This window comes from Pseudomonas sp. PGPPP1 (assembly GCF_002255865.1).
Classification (GTDB): domain Bacteria; phylum Pseudomonadota; class Gammaproteobacteria; order Pseudomonadales; family Pseudomonadaceae; genus Aquipseudomonas; species Aquipseudomonas cremoris.
The window spans coordinates 196052-218394 of record NZ_NKIG01000006.1; the positions used below are offsets into that span (position 1 = coordinate 196052).

20 protein-coding genes and 1 pseudogene are annotated in these 22343 nt (G+C 58.8%); 8 read left to right on the plus strand and 13 right to left on the minus strand.

Going from position 1 to position 22343, the window contains the following annotated elements:
- The first annotated feature begins 51 nt into the window (after positions 1–51).
- The 7 genes from CFE47_RS10475 to CFE47_RS10505 all read left to right on the plus strand — a co-directional run bounded on the left by CFE47_RS10475 (position 52) and on the right by CFE47_RS10505 (position 7344).
- Positions 52–1617 (plus strand): PucR family transcriptional regulator, encoded by a 1566-nt coding sequence (locus CFE47_RS10475; RefSeq protein WP_286836789.1) that lies wholly within the window; start codon positions 52–54, stop codon positions 1615–1617.
- Positions 1618–1772: 155 nt separating this feature from the next.
- Positions 1773–2306 carry an amino acid kinase family protein gene (locus CFE47_RS10480; protein ID WP_286836790.1) on the plus strand — a complete coding sequence of 178 codons (534 nt, stop codon included), beginning with the start codon at positions 1773–1775 and terminating at the stop codon, positions 2304–2306.
- An 85-nt stretch (positions 2307–2391) separates the two neighbouring features.
- Complete coding sequence (gabP, locus tag CFE47_RS10485; protein WP_286836792.1) at positions 2392–3810, plus strand: GABA permease; 1419 nt, start codon at positions 2392–2394, stop codon at positions 3808–3810.
- A gap of 202 nt (positions 3811–4012) precedes the next feature.
- Positions 4013–5290: a 4-aminobutyrate--2-oxoglutarate transaminase gene (gene gabT / locus CFE47_RS10490; protein WP_286836794.1), complete on the plus strand. Its 1278-nt coding sequence runs from the start codon at positions 4013–4015 to the stop codon at positions 5288–5290.
- A gap of 12 nt (positions 5291–5302) precedes the next feature.
- A complete protein-coding gene (locus CFE47_RS10495) occupies positions 5303–5632 on the plus strand; it encodes a tRNA-binding protein (protein ID WP_286836796.1) in 330 nt (109 codons plus the stop codon).
- 44 nt (positions 5633–5676) lie between these two features.
- The gene (locus tag CFE47_RS10500) at positions 5677–6399 is read left to right on the plus strand and encodes an L-azetidine-2-carboxylate hydrolase (RefSeq protein ID WP_286836799.1); all 723 of its coding nucleotides are present in this window, start codon (positions 5677–5679) and stop codon (positions 6397–6399) included.
- A gap of 90 nt (positions 6400–6489) precedes the next feature.
- A complete protein-coding gene (locus CFE47_RS10505) occupies positions 6490–7344 on the plus strand; it encodes a DMT family transporter (protein ID WP_286836801.1) in 855 nt (284 codons plus the stop codon).
- A 26-nt stretch (positions 7345–7370) separates the two neighbouring features.
- Here CFE47_RS10505 and CFE47_RS10510 read toward each other — a convergent pair whose 3' ends face one another.
- The 9 genes from CFE47_RS10510 to CFE47_RS10550 all read right to left on the minus strand — a co-directional run bounded on the left by CFE47_RS10510 (position 7371) and on the right by CFE47_RS10550 (position 14194).
- Complete coding sequence (locus CFE47_RS10510; RefSeq protein ID WP_286836803.1) at positions 7371–7793, minus strand: RidA family protein; 423 nt, start codon at positions 7791–7793, stop codon at positions 7371–7373.
- Positions 7794–7818: 25 nt separating this feature from the next.
- Positions 7819–9009, minus strand: coding sequence for an oxamate carbamoyltransferase subunit AllG family protein (locus CFE47_RS10515; RefSeq protein ID WP_286836805.1), 1191 nt, complete (start codon positions 9007–9009; stop codon positions 7819–7821).
- Complete coding sequence (locus CFE47_RS10520; RefSeq protein WP_286836807.1) at positions 9002–9799, minus strand: amino acid ABC transporter ATP-binding protein; 798 nt, start codon at positions 9797–9799, stop codon at positions 9002–9004. The genes CFE47_RS10515 and CFE47_RS10520 overlap by 8 nt, the downstream gene beginning before the upstream one ends.
- Complete coding sequence (locus CFE47_RS10525) at positions 9796–10455, minus strand: amino acid ABC transporter permease (RefSeq protein ID WP_286836809.1); 660 nt, start codon at positions 10453–10455, stop codon at positions 9796–9798. Before CFE47_RS10525 ends, CFE47_RS10520 begins: the two co-directional genes overlap by 4 nt.
- Positions 10452–11105, minus strand: a complete 654-nt coding sequence (locus tag CFE47_RS10530) for an amino acid ABC transporter permease (protein WP_286836811.1) — start codon at positions 11103–11105, stop codon at positions 10452–10454. The genes CFE47_RS10525 and CFE47_RS10530 overlap by 4 nt, the downstream gene beginning before the upstream one ends.
- A gap of 10 nt (positions 11106–11115) precedes the next feature.
- A complete protein-coding gene (locus tag CFE47_RS10535) occupies positions 11116–11916 on the minus strand; it encodes a transporter substrate-binding domain-containing protein (RefSeq protein ID WP_286836832.1) in 801 nt (266 codons plus the stop codon).
- 230 nt (positions 11917–12146) lie between these two features.
- Positions 12147–12980, minus strand: a complete 834-nt coding sequence (locus tag CFE47_RS10540; protein WP_286836813.1) for an SDR family NAD(P)-dependent oxidoreductase — start codon at positions 12978–12980, stop codon at positions 12147–12149.
- Positions 12977–13675 (minus strand): pirin family protein, encoded by a 699-nt coding sequence (locus CFE47_RS10545; RefSeq protein WP_286836815.1) that lies wholly within the window; start codon positions 13673–13675, stop codon positions 12977–12979. The genes CFE47_RS10540 and CFE47_RS10545 overlap by 4 nt, the downstream gene beginning before the upstream one ends.
- A gap of 78 nt (positions 13676–13753) precedes the next feature.
- Entirely contained in the window at positions 13754–14194 is a 441-nt protein-coding gene (locus tag CFE47_RS10550; RefSeq protein WP_286836817.1) for a DoxX family protein, read from the minus strand.
- Positions 14195–14354: 160 nt separating this feature from the next.
- Here CFE47_RS10550 and CFE47_RS10555 point away from each other — a divergent pair, with 160 nt between their 5' ends.
- Positions 14355–15281 (plus strand): LysR family transcriptional regulator, encoded by a 927-nt coding sequence (locus CFE47_RS10555; RefSeq protein ID WP_286836818.1) that lies wholly within the window; start codon positions 14355–14357, stop codon positions 15279–15281.
- Here the strand turns inward: CFE47_RS10555 and tssM are convergent.
- The 4 genes and pseudogenes from tssM to CFE47_RS10575 all read right to left on the minus strand — a co-directional run.
- Positions 15255–18869, minus strand: coding sequence for a type VI secretion system membrane subunit TssM (gene tssM / locus CFE47_RS10560; RefSeq protein WP_286836820.1), 3615 nt, complete (start codon positions 18867–18869; stop codon positions 15255–15257). The two genes, CFE47_RS10555 and tssM, sit on opposite strands and share 27 nt — an antisense overlap.
- 130 nt (positions 18870–18999) lie before the next feature.
- Positions 19000–20043 (minus strand): PoNe immunity protein domain-containing protein, encoded by a 1044-nt coding sequence (locus tag CFE47_RS10565; protein WP_286836822.1) that lies wholly within the window; start codon positions 20041–20043, stop codon positions 19000–19002.
- 5 nt (positions 20044–20048) lie between these two features.
- Positions 20049–21467 (minus strand): hypothetical protein, encoded by a 1419-nt coding sequence (locus CFE47_RS10570; protein WP_286836823.1) that lies wholly within the window; start codon positions 21465–21467, stop codon positions 20049–20051.
- A pseudogene (locus tag CFE47_RS10575) lies at positions 21464–22343 on the minus strand (hypothetical protein); the annotation flags it as partial. The gene CFE47_RS10570 and the pseudogene CFE47_RS10575, both read right to left, overlap by 4 nt.

A 22343-nucleotide genomic window follows, 5' to 3' on the forward strand; every position in this document is an offset into this window, starting at 1 on the left:
CGGATCGCAAGCGTCGGTGACCGTCGAAAAATTACCAGAGTAGTGCCGCCTATGAACCTCGCCACCGCCCTTGAGCAGACCGTCCTCTCCAAAGCTACTGTAGTGGCGGGTCAGAACGCCCTGCATCGCGAAATAGGCTGGGTGCATATTGTCGATCACCCAGAGATCACCAACTGGCTGAAACCAAGGGAGCTTCTCCTGACCACGGGCTACAACTGGCCGTCAGACGACCAGGCCAGCCGAGAGCTCATTCGAACACTGAGTGACATCGGCCTGGCAGGTGTGGTGCTTGCCGTCCCTCACTTTCGAGAGCACTTCCCTGCCGAAGCGATTGAAGAAGCCAACCTGTGCAACTTTGCGCTGCTGGAGCTGCCCTGGGAGGTTCCCTTCAGTGAGATCACGCATGATGTGCTGGGGCGGATTATCAATATTCAGACGGAGATAATCCGCCGATCCGATCTGATTCATCGCACATTGACGAACGCAGCCATACAAGCAAACAACCTCGAAAGCCTGGCGGATGCCCTGAGTAAGGCACTGGAAAAGGACGTCCTTATTGTGTCCGAATCAGGCACCTTGCTGGGCGGCTCTTCAGCCCATTGGATCGAGAAGGATGAGCGCGCCCTGATACGACACCTCACTGCGCGGGAATCCCTGGCGGAAGTGTTCCAACGCAATGAACCCGTACGGTTCAGCCCGAGCGAATACTTGAAAACGCATCGACTGGGCAGCCCTATACGCTTGCCGGGCGAGATCACTGGCGTTGTGTGGCTGGAAAGCGAAACAGACGACTTTGAGGAGCTGGACTCAAGAGCGGTTGAACACGCCGCCGTGATCGCTGCGTTGCATTTGACCCACCAGCGCGAGCTGTCAGACCAGGAGATGAGGTTGGGATACGCTTTCGTCGCGGGCTTGCTGGAGGGCAAGTTCTCCGCCACACCGAGCGCCATCGAAAGAGCGCAGGCGTCGGGATGGAGCGAGAACCGCGATTACCGGGTCTGCCTGATCCTGCTGGACGAGCCCATTCCGCTCAGCCTTGATGGTTTCAACCGACGCAAACGCTGTGCCTCACGCGTCACCTCCCTGATGCAGGACATGAACATTCCTGCCCTGCTGTCCGTCTCGCTGAACCAGGTCAGCTTTTTGCTTCCTAGCGAAGTGCTTCCCGAGTCCATATGGAAAGTCATGAAGCAGGACGGTGGCGCGATGGCGGTGAGCCGGGTTCACCAAGGTACGCTAGGCATGTCACTAGGCGCCCAGGATGTTGAGGCGCTGTTGCCCTTGCTACGGCCAGGACGTCTTCACAGCTTCAGCGAGGTTTTGTTCCCCAGGGCGCTGATGGGTGACGCCGATGCGCGGAGCATGTTGCTGGAGCGCCTGATTTATCCCTTGGCTAACCCCAAGCGCGGCAACTCACTCATCGAGACCGTCACGACCCTTTCCAATGAAGGCTTTCAACTGCTGAACACGGCGAAAGCGTTGAACATCCACATCAGCACGCTGAGATACCGTGTTGCGCGCATCGAATCGATATTGGGAATTTCCCTGGAAAAACCTGAAGACCGGTTTCAAATCCAAGTGGCCGCGCAAATGTATAAGCTGATCAGCGAAGACTAGCCTCGCCCTCCCCTCAGGCTGTTCGTCCTATTCAACATAGGACGAATACTTGCCCGCTTGGCACATTGAATTGGAAGAAAGCCTTTGCGCAATTGCCGATGCTATAGCGGTGCTTGCCTAGACCGTTTATAGAAAATCAATTCAAGAGGCCGAACATGAGTGAGCTTGGCATCCTCAAGATCAATCAACACCGTCTCGTCTTCAACAATGAACTGTTCCACCCAGCCTTCAACGAATGCGACGACTGCTTGCGAGCGCTCATCATGCGGCGCATCAAGCCGATCATCGTGATTCATACCTCTACCGAAGGAGCCGACTACCGGGCAATCGCCGCCCCCACAGCACTCATTGGCCAGACCAAGATGGTTGCTCATTGGGTCGCAAGGCTCAGTGCAGCAGGCTTGGTCAGTGCGCAACTGATGATCGAGCCACGCTGCGGCAATGATAAACACGCAATGATTCCAGCATTGAAAACCCTTCATGCGCTCGCAGAGCTGGGCGTTATTCCGATCGTCATCCCTAACACACTGACGTGGCCAAATGAAAAACCTGGCCGACCTCAACCGGACATGGCCGGCACACTTGCAGCACTTCTCAACGCTCCGTTCATTGAACCGCTCTTAACAAGGAGCTGGAAAAACACCACTTCAAACTTATCAATCCAAACACCAGAGCCTTGCGCAGGTTAATTGTCCTTAGCGACTAAAAATACAACTCCATCACACCTGCACGTGAAAACGACTACCTGCCTAATAAATAAAAACGGGTGAACACATGTCAAAAACTCCAACCTCTACAGCGCTCGGCGATCAAGCGAACAGTTCGCTTGCGCCAGGCCTCAAACAACGACACGTTACGATGCTCTCTATTGCCGGAGTGATTGGTGCGGGCTTGTTTGTCGGTTCTGGTCACGCTATCGCCGCCGCCGGGCCTGCGGTACTGATCTCATACCTGGCTGCAGGCACGCTGGTCGTACTGGTCATGCGGATGCTCGGCGAAATGGCGGTCGCCTCACCCGATACCGGGTCGTTTTCCACCTATGCCAATCGTGCAATTGGCCCATGGGCCGGCTTTACCATTGGGTGGCTGTATTGGTGGTTCTGGGTCTTGGTCATTCCACTGGAAGCCATTGCAGCTGCGGCGATTTTGCACAGCTGGTTCCCGGCAATTGACACCTGGATGTTCGCACTCTCGATTACCTGCGCATTGACACTGACAAACCTCTACAGCGTGGCACGCTACGGCGAGTTCGAGTTTTGGCTTTCACTGGTGAAGGTCGTGGCAATTATCGCCTTCATCGTAGTTTGCGCAATTGCCCTGGCGGGCGCTCTTCCCACTACCCAAGTGAGCGGCTTGGGGACATTGATCAGCAGCAACGGTGGCTTTGCCCCTAACGGCTACAGCCCCGTCCTCGGCGCATTGCTGACGACCATGTTCAGCTTCATGGGCACGGAAATCGTCACGATCGCTGCGGCGGAATCGCACAACCCCAGCAAGCAAATTGCCCGCGCAACCAATTCGGTGATCTGGCGTATAGGCCTGTTCTACCTGGTGTCCATCTTCATGATCGTGTCCATCGTCCCGTGGAATGACCCTGCCTTGGCCACCGTGGGCTCCTACCAGCGCGCACTGGAATACCTGCAGATCCCCAATGCCAAATTCATTGTCGACATTGTGGTTCTGGTCGCGGTTGCGAGCTGCTTGAACTCAGCTATCTACACCGCTTCGCGCATGTTGTTCTCACTCGCAAAACGCGGTGAAGCGCCTGGTTTCCTGAAGAACACCACGCCAGCCAAAGTTCCGCGCCAGGCCGTCATTGCGAGCACGATCATTGGCTGTGTGACGACCATCATCAATTACTTCGCCCCTGAAAAACTGTTCTCCTTCCTGCTTGCCACGTCAGGCGCCGTTGCGCTGTTGGTTTACTTGGTGATCGCGGTTTCGCAGTTGCGCATGCGCAAAAAATTGCTGTCGCACGGTCGCACCCTGGACTTCAAGATGTGGCTCTATCCCGGCCTGACCTGGGCGGTGATCGTGTTTATCGTAGGCGCCTTGGGCGTCATGCTGACCCTCCCCGCCCACCAGAGCGAAGTTCTCGCCACCGCAGGGCTGGCACTGGCTATCGTTGCGACAGGCTTCGCGGTCAAACGCCACGACACACGCGTGGCGTGGACACCCGAGGTGCGCACCTAAAGCCCATGTAGACGCAGCCACCTGACGAGCCCGGACCGCCCCAATCGGCCCGGGCTTTTTTTTATCGATAAACCTCACAAAGTCGCTGTTTTTAATCCTACTTAGAACAGCATCAAGCGACTTTATTCTCCTACTTTGAGTAGATAGAGCCGACGGCGATTTCTTCTTAGGATTCACACACTGACACAAGAAGGTGAACCTCATGACTCATCAGCACACCGCGTCACTGCGTAACCAACACGTTTCAAATGGCATTGCTGTTGCTCACCCGATCACGGTAAGCCGCGCGGCTGGCGCGTACCTCTGGGACGACCAGGGCAAAAAGTACCTGGATTTCGTGGGGGGTATTGGCGTTCTGAACGTTGGCCATAACCACCCGCGCGTCGTCGAGGCTGTCCGTAAACAACTGGATTGTTTTTCACACATCTGTTTCCAGGTTGCTGCGTACGATCAATACATCGATCTGGCCGCGAAACTGAACGCGCTGGTCGCACCCAATGACCACTACAAGTCAGTGTTCCTGACAACCGGTGCTGAAGCCGTGGAAAACGCGATCAAGATTGCGCGTGGCTACACGGGGCGTCCGGGTGTGATCGCGTTTCGTGGCGGCTTTCATGGCCGCACCCTGATGGGCATGACCTTGACCGGCATGAGCCAACCCTACCGTCAAAACTTCGGCCCTTACGCGCCGGATATCTATCACACGCCTTACCCTAACGAATACCGGGGTATGACGTCTGAAAAGGCCATGGCAGCCCTGCAAGAAGTGTTTGATACCCAGATAGCCGCTGACCGCGTCGCCGCAATCATCATCGAGCCGGTCCAGGGCGATGGCGGGTTCTTGGCCGCGCCCGTCGAATTCATGAAAGCGCTGCGCAAAAAGACCGAAGAACTGGGCATTGTCCTGATCTGCGACGAGATCCAGACCGGGTTTGGTCGTACCGGCACGATGTTCGGGTTCCAGCACTCCGGGATTCAGCCAGACTTGATCACTGTTGCCAAAAGCCTTGCCGGCGGCCTCCCTATTTCGGGCGTTGTCGGTAAAGCGCACATGATGGATGCACCGCTGCCTGGCGGCTTGGGCGGCACTTACGGCGGTAACCCCCTGGGTTGCGCCGCAGCATTGGAAGTAATCAAGATCTTCGAGACCGAAAATCTTCTGGAGCGCAGTAAAGCCATTGGTGCTCAACTGAAAGAGGGCTTGAAAGCACTCGAAAGCCGTTTCAGCAGCATCGGCGACGTGCGAACCCTTGGCGCCATGTGTGCGGTGGAGTTTGTGACCGATCAGACAAGCAAAACCCCGGACGCCGCCCTCGCGCAAAAAATCATTGATGCGGCGCGCGAAGAAGGTCTTCTTGTCATCAAATGCGGCGTTTATCGAAACGTCATTCGATTCCTCTGCCCACTGGTTATTTCAGAGCAGGACGTAGCCGAGGCGCTGCACATGTTCGGACGCGCCCTTGAAGCCGCTCATCAGTAAGAGGTGGCCTGCATGACGCCTTATGAAGCATTCGAGACTGTGGACATCCGGATCGGAGAGATCGTACGGGTCGAGCTGAACGAAAAAGCCAAAAAGCCCGCCTACAAGATCTGGATCGACTTGGGCGAGCTTGGAGAGAAGACCACCAGTGCCCAGTACACCCACCACTATCAGCCCGAAGATTTGGTTGGCAAGCAGGTGGTGTGTGTAGTGAATCTAGGGTCAAGAAAGATCGCCGGCTTCACTTCCGAGGTGTTGATGCTCGGCTCCGAATCGGATGCAGGTGCGGTTGTCTACCTGACGACTGAACGTGCGACGCCCTTGGGCAGCACCGTGTTCTAACTAATTCTTCGCCACCAACGTAACCAATAAAGCAGGAATGAAAGATGCAAGTATCTGACTATAAAGCGCTGACGTTTGATTGCTACGGCACCCTGATCGACTGGGAAACCGGCATCGTCAACGCACTTAAACCGCTGGCCGGACGCACAGGCAAAACCTTCACCGACGACCAACTGCTGGAAGTGTTCGGCCGCAACGAGTCTCCGCAACAGACTGAAACGCCGGGCGCCTTGTACCAGGACATTTTGCGTGCGGTGTACGACCGTATCGCTAAAGAGTGGAGCCTGGAGCCGATTGCCCAGGAACGTGAGGAATTCGGTACCTCCGTCAAGAACTGGCCGGCATTCCCGGACTCGGTTGAAGCGCTGCGCTACCTGAAACAACACTACAAGCTGGTGATCCTGTCGAACATCGATCGCAATGAATTTAAGCTGAGCAACGCCAAGCTGGGCGTCGAGTTTGATCACATCATCACCGCGCAGGATGTTGGCTCGTACAAACCTAACCCGAACAACTTTACCTTTATGATCGAAGCCCTGGAAAAGGCCGGCATCCAGAAGAAGGACATCCTGCACACCGCAGAGAGCCTGTATCACGACCATATTCCGGCAAACGAAGCCGGGCTGGCGTCTGCATGGATCTATCGCCGTCATGGCAAAGAAGGCTACGGCGCCACTCACGTACCCGCCAAAATGCCAAGCTACGAGTTCCGCTTCAATTCGATGGCAGAGATGGTCGAAGCCCATAAAAAAGCCTCGAAGGCGTAAGCCTTCAACGCAGGCGCGTCGACGCTATGTACCAACATAAGCCCCTATCCAGGGGCTTATGTCTTTCACGAAAAATGGCGGAGGACGCTAATGTCACACTCCACTGCAGCAACGTTACGCATCCCGATCAATATGCTTTGCGCAATCGGCGCGGTGATTATCTGGAGCACGCTGGCGGTCGTCGTCACGTTCTGTGCAAACGTCAATCCCCTGTTCATCACCGGAGCGGCCCTGCTCATCGGCGGCATTATCGGGCTGCCATGGGTCCGTGCCTGGGCAATGCCTGTGTCGTTGTTCGTGATCGGTACGTTTTGCATGCTGACCTACCACGTCATCTATTTCTATGCGCTGCAACTTGCAGAACCGGTAGGCGTGAGCCTCATTCACTACCTTTGGCCGGTATTGATCGTCATTCTGGCACCCATCGTCGTGCCCCACGGCAGGCCTTCCACGCGCAGCCTGGTCGCCGGTGGTATCGGTTTTATCGGTGCGATTATCAGCTGTAACCCTCACCAACTGCCTAGTGGTAGCGACTGGATCGGTTATGGCCTGGCGTTGGTATCCGCATTTCTCTGGGCGGGGTATTCACTAATCGCTAAAAAGTACCCGAATGTTCAAAGCGCGTCCGTTGGGCTGTTCTGCATCGTTTCGGGCGTGGTGTGCCTGGCGCTGTACAAAAGCGTCAACCCTTGGCCTGCGCTGCGCCTGTCGGAAATGGCCGCCATTTTGTATATGGGCCTAGGCCCCATGGGCGGCGCGTTCTACCTGTGGGATTACGCGATGAAAAAGGCCAACCACGAGCATGTGGCAATCTTGAGCTACGCAACGCCCGTTCTCTCCACCGCATTTCTGGCGCTGTACCTTGGCCTGGGGATGCAGTGGTACATCTGGGTGGGTGCTGCGCTGGTGACTGTTTCCATGGTGATGTCACAGAGGAGCACGTAAGCCGCACCCCGCAAGCTGTGATCGAATCAGCGCGCCCTGTGCTGCGGGTTGAAACACACCAAATCAATTTCCACCAACGCCCTACGCCCCAACCGAGTGACACCCACGGTGGTGCGCGACGGGAGCTTTTGCGGGTTATTGAAGTGCTCTACGTACACCGTGTTGAACGCCGCGAAGTCGTTGTCGTAGTCGCTGAGGTAGATGCGCACAAACAACGTGTCATCCAGGCTATAGCCGGCATGCTTGACGATGCGGTGCAAGTTCTCGAAACACAGCTGCGCTTGTGCTTCGATCCCGTCGCGTAGCTCGGCCGTAGGGTCATCGGGGTCGGTGGGCAATTGCCCGGTTACGTACAGCCAGCCATCGGCCTGGACCGCGTGGGAATACATGGCCGAGGGCGGTGGCGGGCTGGCATTGGGGACAAAGTGGTGCAGCGTGTCTTGGGTCATGTGTAGGGTCCTCAAGTAGAAAAAGTTAGAGCGCCGCCAGCGCGGCCTGGAAGCATTCCACCGGCGCGAGTGCCACGCCAATGCCAATCCAGCCGGTTGCGCCGTCGCGATGGGCAATGCCTGTATGAATACGCAGAGGCTCCCCCGCTGCTACCACGGCTCGGGCATCCAGCCCTGCACCCGCGCCGTCGACACCGGCCAGCGCCGGGGCAATCAGCGGATGCTGGCCGGTAAACAGCTGGCGCATGCGGCGTCCTGTCGCCTCGGCCTGCGTCCAGTCTTGCCCCATCAGCCGTGCCAACTCGGGCGCTGCGTGGGCGATGGTGCCGCCCAGGCCGTAGGCTTCGACGATGGCGCTGTCGCCCAGGTCGGGCTGGCCATCGCTTGGCTCGTGCGGGGGGAAGAAGCAGCCGTGTGGCTGAGTGGCCGCATGGGTAAACCAGCGTTGCCCTGCCCCGGCGATGCGCACGCCGCAGTGCACACCATTGCGCGCAATGGCGGTGATAATCGACGAACCCTGGATACCACTGGCGCGGTCCAGGGACAGCTTGGCGGCGGCCATGGCGTAATTCAGAAAGTGCTGCGGGTTGCCCAGCAACCATTGGCGCACTTCGGATTGAAGGCCTGGCAACTGCTGTGCAAACGCATACATCGCGCCGACGTTGCGTTGGTGAGTGTCATCCCCTAACGCCACGCCCTGGGCAATCAGCGGCAATAGCGGTAACCCTTCGGCGGGCAATGCCTTGATGAGGCTTGGGCCAATCACCCGGTCGAGATAATCGAGCTGCTCGGCGATCACGCTGTCATAGCAACCAAACCGCAGCGCGCGGCGCCCGGACTCGGCGAGGGTGGCGTGAACCACTTCGTTGCCCGCACGGTTCTCGATGCGCATCAGCAACTGGCCAGGGCGCACCACACCCGCCATCGGCGAGACGGTACCCAGGTCGTGATTGGCGTGCAGGATGATCTCGCCGTCGAGAATCAGCCGCCGGGCGCCGCCCAGATCGCCCGCCCAACCTTCGTGCAAAGCCGCGCCGGCCAGGGCGTTGAGCACCACGGGCGGGATCTGGCTGGCCTGCGCGAACGGCAGCCCGGCATGCCCCAAATGTCCGGCTTGCAGCCCCAGGGCAGACGACGCGGTTTGCGCGCCGACCAGCACCGGCTCGGTGGCGAGAATGCGTTCTACCGCCAGCGTATTGGCATGCGTTTCAGACATGTTGGGCGACCGCTGCGGGATGGCGATGGGAAAGAAATTCCTGGGCACGACGGGTTTGCGGCGCACTGAAAAAAGCCGCCGGGGTAGCCGTCTCGACAATCCGCCCGTGGTCCATGAACACAATACGGTCGGCGCTGCGTCGGGCGAACTCCATCTCGTGGGTGACCACCACCATGGTCATACCTGCCTGAGCAAGGGATTGCATGATCGACAGCACCTCGCTGACGCGCTCTGGGTCGAGGGCACTGGTGGGCTCATCGAACAGCAGCAACTGCGGTTTACTGGCCAACGCACGGGCGATGCCGACACGTTGTTTCTGCCCGCCGGACAAGGTGGCCGGGTACACATCGGCTTTGTCGCTCAGGCCCACCTTGGCCAGCAACTCCAGCGCTTCGGTGCGCACTTCGGCCTTGGGTCGGCGCTGCACATGCAGCGGCGCCTCCATGACGTTTTGCAGCACGGTGAGGTGTGGCCACAACGCAAAATTCTGGAACACCATGCCGGTTTGGGTGCGGATGTGGGCAATATTGCGCTCCGACATCTTGCCGCCGTCCTGGTTGAAACCGATGCGCTGGCCGGCGATCTGAATGCTCCCGGAGTCCGGGACTTCGAGCCAGTTGAGGCAGCGCAGCAAGGTCGACTTGCCCGCGCCCGAAGGCCCAAGCAAGCACACGGTTTCACCGACCGTCACCTGCAAGTCGATGTCATGCAGTACCGGTCGCCCGGCGAAACTTTTATTCAACCCCGTCACCTGCAACGCAGTCGGGGTCGGGCCATTCAGGGACGTCATTGGTAGCGCTCCGCCTTGCGCCGCAGCACCGACACCGCAAGTTCGATGACGACGCAAATCAGCCAATAGAAAAACACCGCCGAGAACAACGCGGCGAAGGGAATGTAGTAGTTCGATTGCAGGCTGTTGGCGGCCGAGGTCAGCTCAGGCACGGCAATGATGGTCAGGAACGAAGTGTCCTTGACCACTTGAATCATCTGGTTGCCCAAGGCCGGTGCGCTGCTGGTCCACAGGTTCGGCAGGATCAGCCGCCGCGCCAGCAACACGCCGCGAAACCCAAACGCGAGCCCCGCCTCGATTTCTTCACGGGGCCGCGCCAGCCAGCCGGCGCGCAAAATCTCTGCGACATAGGCGCTGTGGTACAGCAACAACGCCAGCAAACCGGACTCGATATTGCTCAGGCGCACCCCGAAAGACGGCAGGCCGTAGTACACCAGGTACGCCAGCAACAGGAACGGCGTGCAACGCATCAACTCGATAAAGCCGCGCAGAACCGACGCTAGCAGGCGATGGCGGCTCATCAGCAGCATTGTCAGGCCGCACCCTATCAGCAGCGAAAACGCCCCGGCTGCCAGCGACAACACCACCGTCAGCGCGGCACCGTCCAGCAGGTCGCCGACGTGTTCCCACGCCACCGCAAATTCACGGGCGATCATGCGAGGCGCGCCTTGTGTTGACGTTCGAGATAACGCTGCAACGCCACCACCAGCCAGATGATCACGATGTACAGCAGCAGCGCCGCAATCAATGGCGGTAACGGTCGGTAGGTGTTGGCGCCGATGCGCACCGCCGTACGGGTCAACTCGACAATGCCGATCACCGCCACCGCCGGGCTGTTCTTGATCAGGATGGTCATTTCATTGACCAGCATCGGCAGCACCTGACGGCCGACCTGGGGCAATACGATGCGCCGCAGACGCAATACCGCGCCCATGCCGCCGGCCTTTGCCGCGTCCACCTGGTCACGGGGGAACTGCGCAAAGCCGCCGCGCCAGATTTCGCAATTGAAGGCCGAGGTATTGATGCTCATGGCGAGGATCGCCGCCGCCGGTGCCGAGATGTCATAGCCCAGCGCCGGGGTAATGAAGAACACCGCCAGCGCCAGGGTCAGCAAGGGCGTGGCGCGGATCACGCTGATGTAGGCCGCCAGCAGCGGGCCCAGCAGTGGTACCTGCCGACGCCGTAACAACGCCAGGCCCAAGCCGAACACCTGGCCGAGGGCGATGGAAATCGCCGTCAGCCCCAACGTCACCAGCGCGCCCAACAGCAAGGCGCCTGGTTCAAGGCCCCATTGTGTGAAGTTCATGGGGGCTCAATCAGTATTCGGAGACGAAATGCGCCGGCGGCTCAGGGAATACCGTGCCAAACCACTTTTGCTGCAGTTGGGCGATGTCACCGTTCTTGCGCTCCTTGTCGAGGAAGGCGTTCAGGTAGTCGAGCACGCTCTGGTTACCCTTGGCCACGCCCCAGGCGACATAGGTCTTGCTTGATACCGCCTGCCCCAGTTCGAACACACCGGGCTTTTCCTTGAGCAAGGCATTGAGCCCGACGATGTTGTTGACCACGTAGTCGGTGCGGCCCAACGCCAGGTCCTGATACGCCTCGGGGTACGAGGTGTACTGGACGATCTTGCCGAGTTTGCCACCGCTGGCAGCGAGCAGTTTTTCCAGTTCCGGCAGACGTTGATACATCGCACTCCCCGCCTGGATGCCCAGGGTCAGGCCGTTGAGGTCCGCCACGTTTTTGATCCGGTCATCTCCCTGGCGCTTGAGGTAAAACACCGTGGCTTCGGCAATCGGCGTGGTGAAATCCAGCGACTGCTGACGCTCACGGGTGATCAGCAACCCGGTAATCGCCGCGTCGTACTTGCCACTGACCACGCCTGCGAGCAGCCCGGTGAACGGCATGATTTGCTGATGCACATCCAGTGGGCCAGCAGCCTTGAGCTTTTGCACCAGCTCGTTATCGAAGCCGCTGGGCTTGCCGTTGTCGACGAATTCGAACGGGCGGAATTCATCTTCAGTGGCCACTGACAGGTAGCCGCGTTGCTTGACCTCATCCAGGGTCGCAGCCTGCGTCAGCAACGGGGACAGAAGGGTGGTGAGCGCCAAAACCATGCGCAAGGAACGTCCATGACCAGGCTTGCAGCCTGCGTGAGCGAAAGAAAACACTGTCATGAGGATCAACCTGTAGAGGGTGCTGCCATGTGGGGGAATGGCAGCGAGCGTAGCGGTGATTTTTAAGGCCGGAAAAGAATATCGAGATCTATTGATATTCAAAAAAGCATGCTGAGCGACTGCGCACGCAGCATCGGCACATTCGCCTTTGGTGCCACCTGAACACGCCGTCACGCCAACCCGGCCAATTGCGCACTGTCCCGCCACAGTTGCTGCGCAACATCCTCACGGCGTGCCAGTTCAGAAGGCTCGGGCCAAGTCAGCTCGCCTCTCTCAAGTGAGGCATACAGATGCCCGGCAGGCGGTACGATGCGCCCCAGTGCAAGATCTGCCAGGACTTGCCCGGCGCGCAGGCGCGCGGCCTCTGCCAGCTGCGGGCTTGAAGTCGGCAGTGTGCCGGCTGGCAGGTTTCGCCCAAGGCCGGTGCCGGGAATATACCCAGGGTTGTACGCGATCACGCGGGCCTCGGACACCGCCGCGAAAGCACGCGCCGTCAACAGGTTGCACAACTTCGACGTGGCATAGGCACGAAACCCGGATTCGAACGCCAGCGCCCCAGACAGCGTTTTTTCAAGGGCCTGGTGCGCCAGTTGGCTCGCATCGACATAGGGAAACGGCGCGACCGGACTGAACATCGGGTCATGGGTATTGCTGGTGGTCAGCACCACAATTGCGTGACGTACCAACGTCGGGGCAAGCAGACGCAGCAGCAAATAGTGCCCCAGATGGTTGACCGCAAACGTGGTTTCATAACCGTCCACGGTGCGAGCCTGCGTGGGAAAGCTGAGCCCTGCATTCAATACCAGGGCATCGATCTTTGTTTCGCCCAGGGTATCGAGCAGGTGCCCGGCGAAACGCCTGACACTGTTCAAACTGGCCAGCTCCAACGGCAAACGGGATTGCCGACCGCCCAGGATGAGCCGGTTGCCCGGGATCGCGCTCAGCCGCTGTGCTGCCGCCTCCCCTAGCCCGAAAGTCCCGCCTGTCATGATGATTGTGCTCATGCTCCAAACACCTCAACCAGTATCACTTCGGTATCGTCGATGGCCTCGACAACCAGCCGGGATTCCAGCGTGATCGCCAGACCGTCGCCCGCTTCAACCCTCGCTTGGTTGACCTTCACTGCACCGAGCGTCGGCACCAGATAGCCCTGGCCGGCCATCGAATAGTTCAAGCGCTGACCTGCCTTAAGCGTTGCCCCGAGCACCCGTGCATCGGCGCGGATCGGCAATGCGTCCTGATCGGACGGCATCCCGCTGGCCAGCACGGCCCATTGACCTGTACGGTCCGCCTTCGGAAAAGGGCGTGAGCCCCAACGGGGAAGCCCACCGTTTTCGCGCGGTCGCAGCCAGATCTGGAACAGCCTTAACGGCACATCTTCTGCGTTGCGTTCTTCATGCCGAATCCCGGTGCCGGCACTCATCACCTGCACATCGCCAGCCTCGGTACGGCCTTGGCCGCCAGCACTGTCCCGATGCGTCACCGCTCCCTCCAAGATGTAGGAAACGATCTCCATGTTTTCATGGCCATGGATCGGGAAACCGCTGTCAGGGGCGATCAGGTCATCATTCCAGACCACCAGTGGCCCCAACGGACGATGAGCGGGATTGCCGCCGGCCGTTACCGTGAAGTGATGACGGGCGTTGAGCCAGCCATAGTCGCCGCCGCCAAGATCGGCCTTGAGTCGATGCTCTAACATTTCAGTTCCTGTAGGCACGGCTGATTGCCGCGTGAGGAGGCCGACGTTGCCCGCTTGGGTAACCTGAAAATGGGCGTATCAACGGCGGCGAGCGTCGAGACTGAAACGACCGGCACCAAACGCCACGATCTGCAACAGGCCGCCCGCCATCGCAATGTTCTTGAAGAAGTGGATGAATTGGTTCTGGTCGCCCAGTGCATTGTGGAAAGCCAATGCGGTGACCACGCTGAACAGCGCCAGGCCTGCGGCGACCAGACGGGTGCGATAACCCGCGATCAGCGCCAGGCCACCGCCCACTTCAACGATGATTGCCACCACCAGCGCCACCTGCGGAAGCGGCAGCCCGACGGAACTGATGTAACCGACCATCATGGCGGGAGCGGCGAGTTTCGAAACGCCAGAGAGGATAAAGATAGCGCTGAGCAATACGCGGCCAATCAACGAGGCCGAGTCTTGAGTCACGTCGGCGCGGTTGTGTTCGGCGTTGGCTGCCAGGACGGAGCCTTGAGAGGTAGACATAGGGTATTTCCTTCAACGGGAAGCGGTTCGACATGAACCGCCGTGTTGAAGAAATGTTGCGCCTCGCCAGCTAATCTTAATAGCTGGTTAATTTAGATCATTAGGTTCGATTAAATCGGCAAGCTATCCTGCATTCCCCCGTAAGCTTGAGGAAATAGACATGCTTTCTGAGCCAGGTACACCCACACTCGACCAACTGCGCGTGTTTCTGACCGTGGTGGAAGTGGGCAGTTTTGCAGCCGCCGCCAGGAAGCTTCACCGAGCTACCTCGGTCATCAGCTATTCAATCACCAACCTGGAAATGCAACTCGGCGTGTCGCTGTTCGACCGCCAGACAACCCGCAAACCGCAGCTCACCGATGCAGGGCGTACAGTCCTGGCCGAAGCCAGGACCATTGCCAACGGCATGAGTGGTTTGCGTGCCAAGGTCAAGGGGCTGCTGCAAGGGCTCGAAGCCGAAGTGCATGTTGTGCTGGATGTGATGCTTCCCGCCGACCGTGTGGTGGACGCACTCAAATCGTTCCGAGAAGAATTCCCGACGGTGTCGCTTCACCTTCACATGGAAGCGCTCGGGGCCGTTACCGACCTGGTCCTCAATCGCGGCGCGATAATCGGCGTAAGCGGCCCCATGAATGAGCGCATCAACGGCATCGAAAGAATTGCCATCGGCAGTGTCGAGCTGATCCCTGTGGCCGCGCCGAATCATCCGCTGGCCTCAAGCGAACCCAATGCGCCTGGTGCCGGGCGCGAGTTCACACAATTGGTGCTGTCTGATCGCTCGCGCCTGACCAAGGACAAGGAGTTCGCGGTCCTCAGCAACCGCACCTGGCGCCTGGCAGACCTGGGTGCAAAACACATGTTGCTGCGTGAAGGCATTGGTTGGGGGAACATGCCAGCCCCGATGGTCCAGGAAGACCTGGACAGTGGCCGACTCGTGCACTTGAACATCCCTGAATACCAAAGCGGTAAATACGCCTTCGACGTTATCTACCGCACGGATTTACCGCCGGGCCCCGCTGCCAAGTGGTTGATTGAGCGCTTTGTTCAGCAAAGCTGCCATTCAAAGAGCACCGAGGGTGCTCTTTGACCGACGCTCTTCCAACAGCGTCCTGGGCAACACAAACCCCTCAAAACTGCGCTGGGTAATCGGGTTGTTAGCCTTCTCCGCCCCAATCCGATAACGCATCAGCCCATCGGCAACGGAAAAGGTCAGGTCAACGCTGGTATCAGTTCTTCCATTGAGGTGCCCACGGCTGAGCAATCGAAACAGCGACCAAGGCCCGCGATAGCTCAAACTGGCGGTGTTGCCGGTGCTGTGCACCAGCGTCAGTTGGCTGCCATTGGTATTGCTCAGGCTGTTAGGCCACACCAGCCCTGTGCGTTGCGGTGCGCCGTGCTGGTATGGGATCAGTTGGCCGTCGACGCTGAGCATGCTGCTCAGGCGGGTTGTGCTCAGGGCCAGGGGTTCGATGGTGAGTTGCACCGCCAGATGGCCGCGATGGTTGAAGAAGGTGTCGCGGATGCGCTCGACGTTTTTCAGTTGTTCCAGCACATCGGTGCGCACCAGGTATCCGCCAAGGCTGTCGGAGTAAAGGGCGTCGAGGTTGTCTTTGAGGAACACGCTCAGGTACTGATCGTGGAAGTGTTGCAAGCGACCTTGTGGCCCGAAGAAGGCTTCGAAGTCTTCCAGCGAGGCGTCCTCGCCGCTGGCCTTGAACGGATAGCGGCCTGCCAGACGATCACGGTAGAAGCTGTAGATTTCACTGTCCCAGCGTTTTTCCAGTTCGCGCAAGGCGGCGATCACCAATACCTGCGAGGTTTGGTCGGCGAGCTTTTTGACCTGCTGGTTGAGTGGCTCGGGCAGGCCCACGGCAACGCGTTGCAGGTTGGCGATGGGGTCGGCACCGCCCAGGGAGAAGCGGTTGAGTACGGTTTTCAACGCAGCCTTGCCGGGGTCGGGATTGTCGTGCACGGCTTTGGCATAGTCATAGACCGCGCTGACCGAACGCAGGGTTTCTTCGTAGTAGGACGGCTGCTCGCCACGCGCACTGATCAGTTCCGCCAGGTTGGAAAAGGCACGCCGGATGCCAGCGGCTTGTTGCTGGCCGTCCGAGACCTTGTCCAGCGTGAGTGGTGCTTGTCCTTCGGCCAAAGGCACCGAAGGATAAATCACGCTGTTGTCGCGCAAGGTTTCCAATAAGCGCCGCAGGGGCGCGGCCGGGCCGGTTACTTGCTCCAGCACCGCCACGCCGTGGCTGAGATCGTCAAAATCGGTGACCGCAAACTGATTCAGCGCACGCCGCCAGCTGTCCACGTAATCGGCACTGTAGAGGGCGCGGATACGTTGGGTCAGCACTTTGCGGTCCTCATCGGAGTAGTCCAGGCGTTGCCGTTCGCCGAGCACCCACTGGTCGATCATGGCCAGCTCGATGATGCCCTCGGTACCGGGTTCGAAGTAGTCCTTGAAGCCTTTGGCGGTGAGCAGGGGCGCCAATAGCAAGCCGCTGCCTTCTTGATCGGTGTCCAGCGGACGATAGACGATATCAAACGCCGGCCCCACCTCGTTGCGTAGGTCCAGCGGACGATGTAGGCGCTCCAGAGCATCCTGTTTCAGACTCATGTAGACCCGCTCGGCCATGGGCAACTGGCGCAATTGCTGCTGCACCTGGGTGATGCGTTCACGATAGTGCGGCAGGTCGGCATCGGCGTATTTCAGTGCGTAACCCAGATGCCCCATCAAATCGGCCTGCAGTTGGCCCTGGCCCGGATAGGCGCGTTGCCATTGTTTGGCGACCCACTCTTCGACAATCGCCGGGCGGCGATTTTGCCGCTCTTCGAGCATGCGGTAGACGCGCAAGGCCGCCAGTTGTTGATTGCTGTCGGCGGGCGCCGCGTTGATGGCGTCCAGCACACCGCTGGCAATCGCCGGCAGGAAGCGTTTGGACAGCAGGTTCAGATAGGCCTCATCCACGGTCGGGCCAATCGCCCTCCCCTGGTACAACCCCGTATCCGCGAGTAACGGCCATGCCTCGCGGTAATCGCCATACACCAACACCGCATCACGAATCTGGTCCAGCGGCACCAGCAGGTTGCGACCAGTGGTGTCGACCCTGGCGTCGATGTCGCGGCCACTGAAGTCCTGGCTCTTGGCCAAGACGCTGGCGGCTTTGTCGCGGTTGATATTGAAATAAAACTGCCAGGTTGCGATGACTACGAAACAGCCCAAGGACGCGACGCTGAACCCGGCAATCAGCAGCCGCCGCTTGTTGCGGGCCACTTTGATGTTGTCACCCGCCAGGCCCGCTTCAGGGTAGATCACCCGTTGGAACAGTTGCTGGGCAAAGTAGATCGCCGTGCCACCGGCAGGCTTGACCTCCGGTGGTGGTGGCGGCAGTTGATACGCCTGCCCCGCTTCTTTGACGAAGGCATTGCTCAGGGTGCCTTGTTGCAAGACCGATGAAAAATACAGCCCGCGTACCAGCGCAGGGGTAGTGAAACGATCACTGCCGAGCATTTCGCTCAAGAAGCCGAACAGTGCCGGACGTAGGCCCGCCATCTGGTGCATCAGTGCCTGTAGTCGATCGCGTTCGGTCAACGGGCGCGACTCACCGATACCATCGAAGATCTGTTCGCTTAAGCGGTCGACAAAGAACTGGTATTGGCGGATCAGCTCTGCCATCCAGGCGTCGAAATCACCCACCGCATCCAGGCTGAAGGTGAAGCCCAGAAGGTCTTCACGCCCGCTGCGCGACAACCGGGTGAAGAACTCTTCAAAACCTTCCAGCAGGTCGAATTTGCTTAGCGTCACGTACACCGGCAAGCGCGTGCCCAATTGCCGCGTCAGCTCAAACAGCCGAGTGCGCAGCAGGTTGGCGTGGGCCTTGCGCTGCTCGGGTCGTTGCCCCAGCAAAGCCTGCACATCAATCACCAACACAACCCCATTGAGCGCCCGACGGCTGCGATTGCGCGCCAGCCAATCAAGCAGGTGCCGCCAGAGACGTGGATGGGTGCCTGCGGGCAGGACCGGCTTGACCTTACCGTGGTTCGTGCCCTGCTGCCCGGCGTCGCCTGCCGACGGCTCCGAGTGGCTGAGGAACTCGCCGGGCGGGTCAATCAACACGGCCTCGTCACCGATCCACCAATCCACCGGATAGGCCAGTTGTTCCTCTTGATGGGCCCTGACCCCGGCCTTGGTCACATGAGACAAAGAAAAACTCTGGTTGGAGCGCGTGATCAAGCTGGTCTTGCCGGCATTTTCCTCACCCAGCACCAGGTACCACGGCAGTTGATAGAGCGAACGGCGGCGCTCCATGTTGTTGAGCAAATTGCCCAAGCTGCGGTCCAGCGCGCGCTCCTGCGCCTCGACGTAAGGCAGACATGGGTCGGCTTGCACTGCGGCCTCGTGCTGACGCTCGACCTGCAGGCGCTGGTAACGATTACGCACCCGCCACGCCCAGATCAGCAACGGCACCACCAACACCACCACGCTGGCCGAGACACGCATCGCCCACTCGCTCAGTGGCTGACGCTCGCGCCAAGTCCACTGGGGGCCCAGCCACCAGATGGCGATCAATAAAAACACTACGCCCAGCAGCACCAGTACGGGCACGGCCTGGTTGAATTGACGCAGTACCGGCAGGCCCCAGCGTTTGAGGTAACTCCAGACCATCAACATAAATCGCTCCTAGTATGTTTCGCTGTTCATTAGTCCACTGCTGAACCCTGTGTTCCATGCGGGCTCGCCTAAGAACCGACCACGCTGTCGCTTGAAGAAATAGCCACCGACGATGATCTGGCTCACGGCTTCAACCTTCCTGCCGCTGATCGAGTGCCCAACGCCATACGGTAATTCCGCGCGCTGTGCCGCTGGCAATGTCAGGGAAAATATCCCCGGCCTCGAAGCGACGCAGGGATTGATGGCTGGCATCGCTCCACCAAAAACCGCCTTGCGGGCAGGTCTGGCCTGAATACAGGGTGGATTCGATAGGGGGCGGTGGGTATTGGCGGGCGTAGTCGACCCAATCCTTGGGGTAAAACGGCATGTCGCGGTAGCTGCTGTCGTCGATACGCAGCAGCCAGGTCACGGCGGCGGCTTCCCAGGACCAGTAGCCGTAATGGGTGTAGCCGCCCTCTTCATGCTGATCGATGTAGGGTTCGCGGCGGCTAGCGTGGTACCACTCGTCCAAGTAGGTTTCTAGCATCTCCGGACGTTTTGCCGGAGCAACGCTGAACACCTTGAGCAGTTTTCGGTACGGCAGATGGCGCGTGCAGCTGTCTGGAGGTAGGCCACGATCCGTTCCAAACGGACCAACCAAACGCTCCAGTAAACCGTCGCGTACGCCCATCAATTCGTTAGCGTAATCCAGAAACTTCATGACCCGAGGCATCGTATGGGCGTAGCCGCTGAGCAAGCCGAAGCAAGTCAGACGCAGCGCCACGATCCAGTACTCTTCCGTGCGCAGAGCCGCGTGAGGGGTCGTGTAATTACCAGCCTCGGGAGACTGATGATAGTGCGCGTGAAAATCACCGTACTCTTGCGCCCACTCAAGCGCATAGGGCCAGACCTCTACCAGTTGCGCCACGGGGGCACCGGCTGAATATTGCAGGTTGAGCCAATCGAGGGTGTCCCATAACCTCTGGTTTGTGGAGGTCATCAGTCCACCGGGTTTGGAGCGCTCGCTATATTTTGGCAAGTCCGTAGTGATCATGTGCATACGGCCCATGAAGTCATCGAAGCGCTCAGGATAATTTTTATAAAGCACATAGCGCTCACGACGCTGCTCAAAATCTGCTTCGCTGACCTTCCAACTGAACCATCGAGGCCAGTCAGGGATAGGGAGTTTTTTCATGGAGGTCACTCTCGTAACATCTGGGTTGGCAAGACAAATTCAGTGCCGATCTGATGCGACACCGAGGCTTTACAACATTTGGGGGTGACAGGACCTTTGGCCCGATCATGCAAATTGTGGTTGGGACCGACCACCGTGATCAGGCTGCGGTCGTATGGACACTTGACCAATTGGCGGAATGCTTCACCGCTTTCAAAGCGAGTCTCAGCATCCATCTTGAACTCGACGCCTCTCCAATCTTCAATCTGGCGCCCCAACACCACCTTGTGCTGTTCAACCAACTGAGCATCCCGAATCTTCGCCGCAATCCACTTATGACTCAGTTGCCTCCCATCCCCCACCGTGGGCTTGTTCACCGCACGCTCTACCCGCTTTTCATCCTCCATGCCCAGGTACGCATCTATCCCGTACTCCAGCCCCGCAAACACTGCCTTCGCCGTTTCCAGCTTATGAAACGCACCACCCGTGCCCTTGGTGTCACTGACCCGATAGCTCAACGGCAAGCCACCGCCATGCCATACATGGTCAATACCCCGGTGCCCCGGTTGGCTCATTTCATACAGCTTGCCGCGATGGTTGATCTTGGCCCGGCGCCGCTGGCGTTTGACGAAGTAGTAGTCGGCGATGTGCTCGCCCGACACGCTGATCTGGTGCGACGTTTTGCCTGAGCGTTCGCTCTGGCGTTGCTGCGCCGTGACCCGCCCTTGGGCCGGTAATTGAGTCCCCGCCGTGGAGATCGCCACATTGCCGCTGGCTTGGCTGTTGGGCGCAGGTGCTTTAACCCCGCTGGGAGCAGCCGACGTGTGCGCCGTGGTATTGGGCAAGGGATCGGACAGGGCTTTTTGGTGAGCGCGCTTGAGGGTGTTCATGGCCTCGGTGATCTGGCGCTGAGCCATATCTTGAAGCTGACGTAACTGCTCGATCAGACGCTGAACACCTTTGCGCCCCAACGCCCACGTCGACAGGCTGCGGCTGAGCATGGTGATCAGGCCGGACAAGATCGCGTCGATGTTCTGGATGATCTCGGCGGTGTAGCGCGCCCAATCCAGCTTACGAAACCATGTCTCGATGTCGCCGCGCACGTGACGCGGCAAACTGTCGAGAATGCGCCCCATGGGTTTGCCGTGACGCAGCATGTTGAATACGTTTTTCAGTGCATCGCCGAACCCCGGTACCAGGGCGACCAGCGACAACACCAAATCCAGCCAGTGCTCGCCACTGTCAGGGGTGCGTGTGAGGCGATAAAGACAACGCAGAATGTTGTACGCATCGACGGCCTGCCCGACAAAAGGGATCAGGCCTAACACCGTGCTGACCATCATCTGCGCCAACGATGCGCCACGGCCTTCGACGACTTCTTCGACCCAGTTGAGGATTTCCAAGAAGGTGTCGTCTTCAAGGCGGGAAACGCCGGACGGGCTCATGACGCTACCTCTTGGTCGTTCTCTAATGAAACCTGTTCATGCTCACCGGGTGTCAGGGGATCTGACTCATCACTGACGGGATCCTCGGTGTAGGCATAGCTTTCAATCATGTCGTCGTAATCCAGCTTGCCAGCCTCCAATGCTTCAATTTCATCGGCAAAGTACGTGTTTTTCCGGTGTTCACCTTCCTGTCGACGGTAGCGCTCAATGGCCTGCCCAGCCTCCTCCGGCGTATTGGGTAAAAAGCCAAACACGTCATTTTTTGTCTGCTTGCTCGTGGAAAATGGCGCTCTGATGTCATAGCCAAAATAGGCAACTCCCGTACCGGGAGGGTTATCGATAAGCGCAGTCCCCTGATCATCAAGATTGCCGGTTCTTACCGTGCCGTCCTTAAACTCGACTCGATACAGTGCTCCGACTTCCGGCTTCAGATCGGCATAGGTGTAATGCAACTCAAGTGGTGGCCTCTTGATGAGTACCGAACTGTCGTGCCCAGACTGTTTGATATTGAGGTCCACCTCAGCGCCGCTAATAACAACTGGCCCGGATGCACTGAAGTCGAACGTACAGCCGTTGATAAGCACAATACCGTCGGACTTCATCACCAGAATTGACTTGCCTACTTCAATCACAAATTCATCTTCGACATGGATGGCGTAGGTGTTTCCAACCTGTTCGAATTTGTTCAGCCCGACTTGCTCGCTCTGGCTGAGTACCACGCTAGTGTTCATGGCCCCACCGACTGTTCGCTGGTAAGCCGCGCCGATGGTCAGCGCCTTGGCCAAACCGATGGTTTCGGCTTTTGCCATCTTGATGGTTTCGGCCTTGTTACCGCCGATGGTCACGCTGCGGTTAGCACCGATGCTGATGGTTTCG